This is a genomic window from Fredinandcohnia onubensis, assembly GCF_002734285.1.
Taxonomy (GTDB): domain Bacteria; phylum Bacillota; class Bacilli; order Bacillales; family Bacillaceae_L; genus Ferdinandcohnia; species Ferdinandcohnia onubensis_A.
Genome location: NZ_NSEA01000002.1, coordinates 355,990 through 361,989 on the forward strand (window position 1 = coordinate 355,990; position 6,000 = coordinate 361,989).

2 protein-coding genes and 3 pseudogenes are annotated in these 6,000 nt (G+C 36.9%); 1 reads left to right on the top strand and 4 read right to left on the bottom strand.

The features are described from left to right. Nucleotides 1-32 precede the first annotated feature (32 nt). The 4 genes and pseudogenes from CKJ95_RS02675 to CKJ95_RS02690 form a co-directional block, all read right to left on the bottom strand. Nucleotides 33-548: pseudogene (locus CKJ95_RS02675) on the bottom strand (vitamin B12-dependent ribonucleotide reductase); the annotation flags it as partial. A gap of 250 nt (nt 549-798) precedes the next feature. Continuing rightward, nucleotides 799-1,446 (bottom strand): annotated as a pseudogene (locus tag CKJ95_RS02680) (vitamin B12-dependent ribonucleotide reductase); the annotation flags it as partial. Nucleotides 1,447-1,798: 352 nt separating this feature from the next. After that, nucleotides 1,799-2,590 (bottom strand): annotated as a pseudogene (locus CKJ95_RS02685) (ribonucleotide reductase N-terminal alpha domain-containing protein); the annotation flags it as partial. A gap of 342 nt (nt 2,591-2,932) precedes the next feature. Beyond that, entirely contained in the window at nt 2,933-3,769 is an 837-nt protein-coding gene (locus CKJ95_RS02690) for a lipoate--protein ligase family protein (protein ID WP_099351868.1), read from the bottom strand. A 124-nt stretch (nt 3,770-3,893) separates the two neighbouring features. Between CKJ95_RS02690 and CKJ95_RS02695 the strand changes: the two genes are divergently transcribed. Next, on the top strand, nt 3,894-4,295 hold the full coding sequence (locus tag CKJ95_RS02695) for a rhodanese-like domain-containing protein (protein WP_099351869.1): 402 nt from the start codon (nt 3,894-3,896) through the stop codon (nt 4,293-4,295). Nucleotides 4,296-6,000 lie beyond the last annotated feature (1,705 nt).

The window sequence follows — 6,000 nt, forward strand, 5'->3', positions numbered from 1 at the left end:
ACATTCTTGCGAATATAGGGGGCAAGTTGTTTACCCGTAGGAGCAACGGTTAGTAAGTGTGAGTTGCGAATTCCGTATTGTTTGATTCCTTCTTTAATATCTTCAGGCATCTTTTGCATGTATCCAGTATTAATTAGAGCTTCTCTGATACGATTGCCATCTACCGGTGAATTTCCTTCTAAGAATGGGAAGCTGCCTTTTTCTTTTGCAAGTTCAATTGATGCACGATAAGCCGTTGTTGCAATTGTTTCAAACACTTCGTCAACTAACTTATTTCCTGCTTCTGAACCATATTCAGTTTCACAATAGATCAGTAAATCGTGTAATCCCATAACCCCAAGACCAACACGGCGCTCTCCTAGTGCTTGCTTTTTATTAGCTTCTAAGAAGTATGGAGTTGCATCGATTACGTTGTCTTGCATTCTTACTCCGACTTCTACAGTTTGCTTTAGTTTTTCAAAGTTAACAGTCTTTGTTTCTTTATCAACCATTTCAGCTAAGTTAACCGCTGCAAGGTTACATACTGAATATGGTGCTAGTGGCTGTTCCAATATTGTTATCGTAAAGGTTTTTTATCCTTTACTTCTTACAGTTGACTTCCTGTAAGGTCAGCATACCTTTTCACCAACTCGGTGCTGCGGCCTCGTGGAAGGATTATATTCTGCTTTAGCAGTTTCACCTTCTATGCGTTGCCCCTGACTAACTTTTTATTTTAGCCTTCGGTTCGGATTAGCCTCTCAGCCTTCCCGCTTTATTCCGCAGTTTTTTACGTGAGGCAAACTAAGCCACTACTCTTTTACCACACGGATTTGTTGCAACAACTTTTTGACCATAGCTTTGTGCATTAGTCATGTCGTTTGCATTATCGATGAAGAAAATTCCTGGTTCTGCAGCATACGTTGCGCAGATATTGATTAGGTTCCAAAGATCTCTCGCTTTGATCTTACGGTACACACGTACTTTATGGCCAAGTTTTTCCCACTCACGCACGTCCCCAACCTTGTGCCATTCTTCATTATAAATTTTCATTTCTTCTTCATTATAGCTTTCAACATCCGGGAATTTAAGTTCATACATCCCGTCTTCTTCAACAGCTTGCATAAAGTCTTTAGTAATACAAACTGAGATGTTTGCACCTGTTAAGAACTCTGGATTATGAACACTGTAAGTTCCACCAGTAACGATTTTTTGCTCCGCATCTTTAATGATTTTTTCACTAAAACCACCGTAACCAGGAATTTGCTTGTAATTAACGATTCCTTGATACATTTGAATTTCCTGTTCCGTAAATGGAGTGAATTTTAGCTTTTCTTGAGCATATTTTTTAATTGTTTCATCTTGTGTATTTTCCATTAGATAACGAAGAATTCTTGGATTTTGCATCTTCGAAATGATGAATTCAATAATATCAGGGTGATCAGATTGAAGCATGATCATTTGAGCCAATTTGTTACGTTGATTCGCTAGATCAACTCTCTAGGTTCCCCTAGAGTTCAGACCATATCTTACATTCTAAAGAATGTCCTCGCGCTTCGGATTCGCTTGAATCCTACTCTACTCACTTCCGCCAATTGGCGTGCTTTCGATGGTCGTTGAACCTTCTCCAATTTAAGGAGCTTGGCTGCTGATAGTCTTTGTCCACTCATAATTTTCGAACCTTCACGACTGTCGTTTCCAACTTCGTTGTGGTTTATGAGTCATATATGATGTTAATACATGTATTACATCATATGGTTTAAGTAACCTAAAGATTTCCCAGCAATTCACGAGGTTTATTTATAGACGAGGCACTTTATCTACCACGTCTTGATCCACCTTGCTCAACTAGATGTGTAAGTTTCGCAATGTCATCAAGCCATGAAACGGAACCAGATGACTTACCGTTTACACCGCGTGCTAGTGTGTTACGTGGGCGTAGTGTAGAACCGTTTGTTCCAACACCGCCACCACGGCTCATGATTTCCATAACCTGTTTACGGTGCTCAGAGATACCTTCGCGAGAATCCTGTACATACGGCATTACGTAACAGTTAAAGTACGTAACATCAGTTTCCGCACCAGCTCCGTAAAGAACACGTCCAGCTGGAATGAAGTTTAGATTTACAAGCTCTTGATAGAACTTTTCAAACCATTCCTTGCGCTTTTCCTCCGTTTTCTCTACTGCAGCTAAACCAGTGGCATTTCTTTTTGCAATTTGCTCATAGAAAATTTCCAGCGGCTTTTCAATAACATCAAGTGAACGATTAACAATACCTGTTTCCATTTCTTCAGGCTTGTCCAACACACCACGATACTCTTCGTCTACAAGCACCTGTGCTGTCTTCTGCTCCCAATCAATGTCAATGATGAAACCTAGACCACGAGCTGGAAACTTTGGATCCTCCTTAATCGTTAGAACAACAAAGTCACCTTCTGCAAGAGTAATCTTCTCGGTATCCTTAAACGTATACCGGTCAAGCATTACGAGCCTTGATACGCCCTTGTGGGTAATCTTCATGTCCTCCGTAATTGGATGGACTTGAGGAAAAAGGCGTATATCCTGGTTCAGCCTCTCAACATTCATATTCATTTTTTCTAGCACAACAGTCATTCCCACATCTCCCTTTAAAATCTATTAATCTACATAATGTTTATTTTTTATATGATAAAATTAAAGTATCATATATCGATTTGAAAGACAACACAAAAATCAATATATAGTGTTAAAATAATTTTCGACACCACTATATATTGATTTTTAGATAAATAAAATCTTTTTTGTCAAACTGAAAATAGTATAAGATATAAAGTAAAACAGAGGAAAAACTAGGTAAACTAAATTATTTCATCTTTTTTGAGGAATTTTGTCGGTTGATTTTTCCCTTAAAAGAACAAACCTAATAATACCAAGGATAGGTCTTTTAGCCAAGTAAAAAACGACTAAAAAAAGTCGTTATCGTTTAAAATTCCATTCATCTGTTTTATAGCGTTTCTCTACAATACTATGAACAAAATCCAATTCTTCATCCGTCAATTGATAAGGTTCAAGTACTATATTTAGTCCTTCCTCAAAACCTTCTTTAAAAGCCTGTTTGGCTTCATCAATCGTAACCGGCTTTTCCCTTAATGCATTAATAGCCACTGCTTTATTTTTAAAATTCCGCTGCATTCTTTCTCTTACACGCTCACTCGGATATTTAAATAGGTCAAATAATTTATCCTCATCTATATCTAGTAGGATTGATCCGTGCTGTAGAATTACACCCTTCTGTCTCGTTTGAGCACTCCCGGCTACCTTTCTTCCTTCAACAACAAGCTCATACCAGGAAGGTGCATCGAAGCAAACTGCAGAACGTGGATTTTTTAGGCCTTCTCGTTCTTCGGCCGTTTTTGGAACTGCAAAATAAGCATCAAGACCCAACTTTCGAAAGCCCTGTAAAATTCCTTCTGAAATAACACGATAAGCTTCAGTTACCGTGTGAGGCATTTCAGGATGCTCCTCCGATACAATTACACTATAAGTTAACTCATGATCATGTAGTACCCCTCTACCACCAGTCGGTCGACGAACAAATCCTAGGCCATATTTTTTAACGGCTTCTAAATCGATTTCTCTTTCTACTTTTTGAAAGTAACCAATTGAAAGAGTCGGTGGATTCCAGCCATAAAAACGAATGGTTGGAGGAATTTTACCCTCACTGTTCCAATCAAGCAATGCTTCATCTAAAGCCATATTAAACTCAGGCGAACAATGGCCCGAATCAATAAATCTCCATACCTCTTTTCCCATAATAAACCCTCTTTAATCAAAAATTATGAACCTCCCTTAGTCTATCAGAACAAAATTGAAATTCAAAATCAAATACTCCAGAGAATTCCTTTGATTCTTTTAAGTCACACGAATATAATAGAAAATGAGAGATAGAAAAAGGAGTAGATTGATTTTGGAAATACTTTTAATTGTTTTAGGTGCAATCATCGCATACGGTATTATTACATTCTTCTATCAGCGTAAAATCGTTACTGTTTTAACTGAGGAACAGTTCCGTGAAGGATATCGTAAAGCACAACTAATCGATGTACGTGAACCAAACGAATTTGACGGGGGTCATATTCTAGGTGCTCGTAACATACCATTATCCCAAATGAAACAGCGTTTAACAGAAATCAGACCTGATAAGCCAGTCTACTTGTACTGCCAAAACACGGTTCGTAGTGGCCGTGCAGCCCAATTACTTCGTAGAAAAGGGTACAAAGAGCTTTACCAACTTCAAGGTGGCTTTAAAAAGTGGTCTGGTAAAATAAAGAGAAAATAACCTATTCCATTTTGGAGTAGGTTTTTTCATGTCTCGTATATAATAAACTATGGACAGAAATAACTAGAGGTGATACTTTGAACATTTCGAAAGGACTTTACCACACCATTTACCACCCAAGATTAGTCATCATACCACTTATCGTTAACGTAATTCAAACATTCATAGGAGTTTTAGGTATCTACTTTGGATTTACTGTATTTTCTTTTTATCATTTTGATACCCAATTCCCCTACGGGATTCCACTAGTAAATAATGAAATTCTTTCTATATATGGACCATATACAAACAACTTGCTATTAACTAGTATAGCCACCATAGTAATACTACTTATAAGAAGCTACGCACTCAGCATGTATCTAGGCTCCATGAAATGCTTTTTAGAGGGACCTGATAATACATATTCAATATTAAAAATTGCACCCTATTATTTTAAGAGAATTATACAATTTTCGATAATCGAGTTCCTAATAAGCGGCCTGCTATATCTCTTAACTCATACTTTTTGGCCAATAGAAATTATAGTGATTTTGGTTGTACTTTTATTCTCATTAACTCCATACATAATTGTATTAGAAGATACATCTGTTATGAATGCAATTTCGAAATCGCCTAAGTTATTGTTAAAAAACCTTGGTACTTTAGTATTAATAGTACTAGTGTCACTGATCTTGACAATTTTATTAACAAAACTTCCATTTGCAAATTTAAAAGTCGAATATTATATTGTTTCACTTCTATATAGTTTTATTGGCACTGCTATGATATTTGCCGTAATGAATTGTTTATATAAAAGCATATACAAATTCAGTCTGCCATCTAAGAAAGTAAAAAAATCTAGAAAGTACTTCCCGCCACTCTGGATTGCGGCACTACTTTTACCCTTATTAGGGGCTTTGATGGTCTCTAATTAGACAAAGAAGCGTTAAATGAGTCATTGGGAAGAAATATTAATGAGGTAACTTATCGAAAGAGTGTATGTTACATATCGATCAAGTTTCAAGGTGAAATGTTTTCGATTAGAGACTTTCGGTATACCATTTATCGTTTTTCGATATGGTGCTATTCCGTTTAGGCTGTTTGCGGTATAGCATTTATTGTTTCTCGATATGGCAATATACCGTTTAGGCCGTTTGCAGTATAGCATTTATCGTTTCTCGTTATGATGATATACCGTTTAGCTCGTTTGCGGTATAACACTTATCATTTCTCGTTATGATGCTATACCGTTTAGGCTCTTTGCGGTATAGCACTTATCGTTTCTCGATATGATGATATACCGTTTAGCTCGTTTACGGTATAGCACTTATTGTTTCTCGATATGACAATATACCGTTTAGCCGTTTACGGTATAGCATTTATCGTTTCTCAATATGGCAATATACCGTTTAGGCTCTTTGCGGTATAGAACTTATTGTTTCTCAATAAGGCGATATACTGTTTAAGCTGTTTGCGGTATAGCACTTATTGTTTTGCGATATGGTAATATACCGATTAGGCTGTTTGCAGTATAGCACTTATCGTTTTGCGATATGAGGATATACAGATTAGGCACTTATTGTTTTCGTTTTTTCTAATTTCATCACTCACAATTATATTCCTTTATCGAAGAAAACCCACCATGATATCAAATTACTCTTTCCAAAAACAAAAAAAGACCAACCATAACGGTTGATCTCTTAGTTGCCTAGCGACGTCCTACTCT

Coding starts and splice junctions, on each gene's coding strand:
- CKJ95_RS02690 (WP_099351868.1), bottom strand. CDS start 3,769: ATGGGAAAAGAGGTATGGAGATTTATTGATTCGGGCCATTGTTCGCCT.
- CKJ95_RS02695 (WP_099351869.1), top strand. CDS start 3,894: ATGAGAGATAGAAAAAGGAGTAGATTGATTTTGGAAATACTTTTAATT.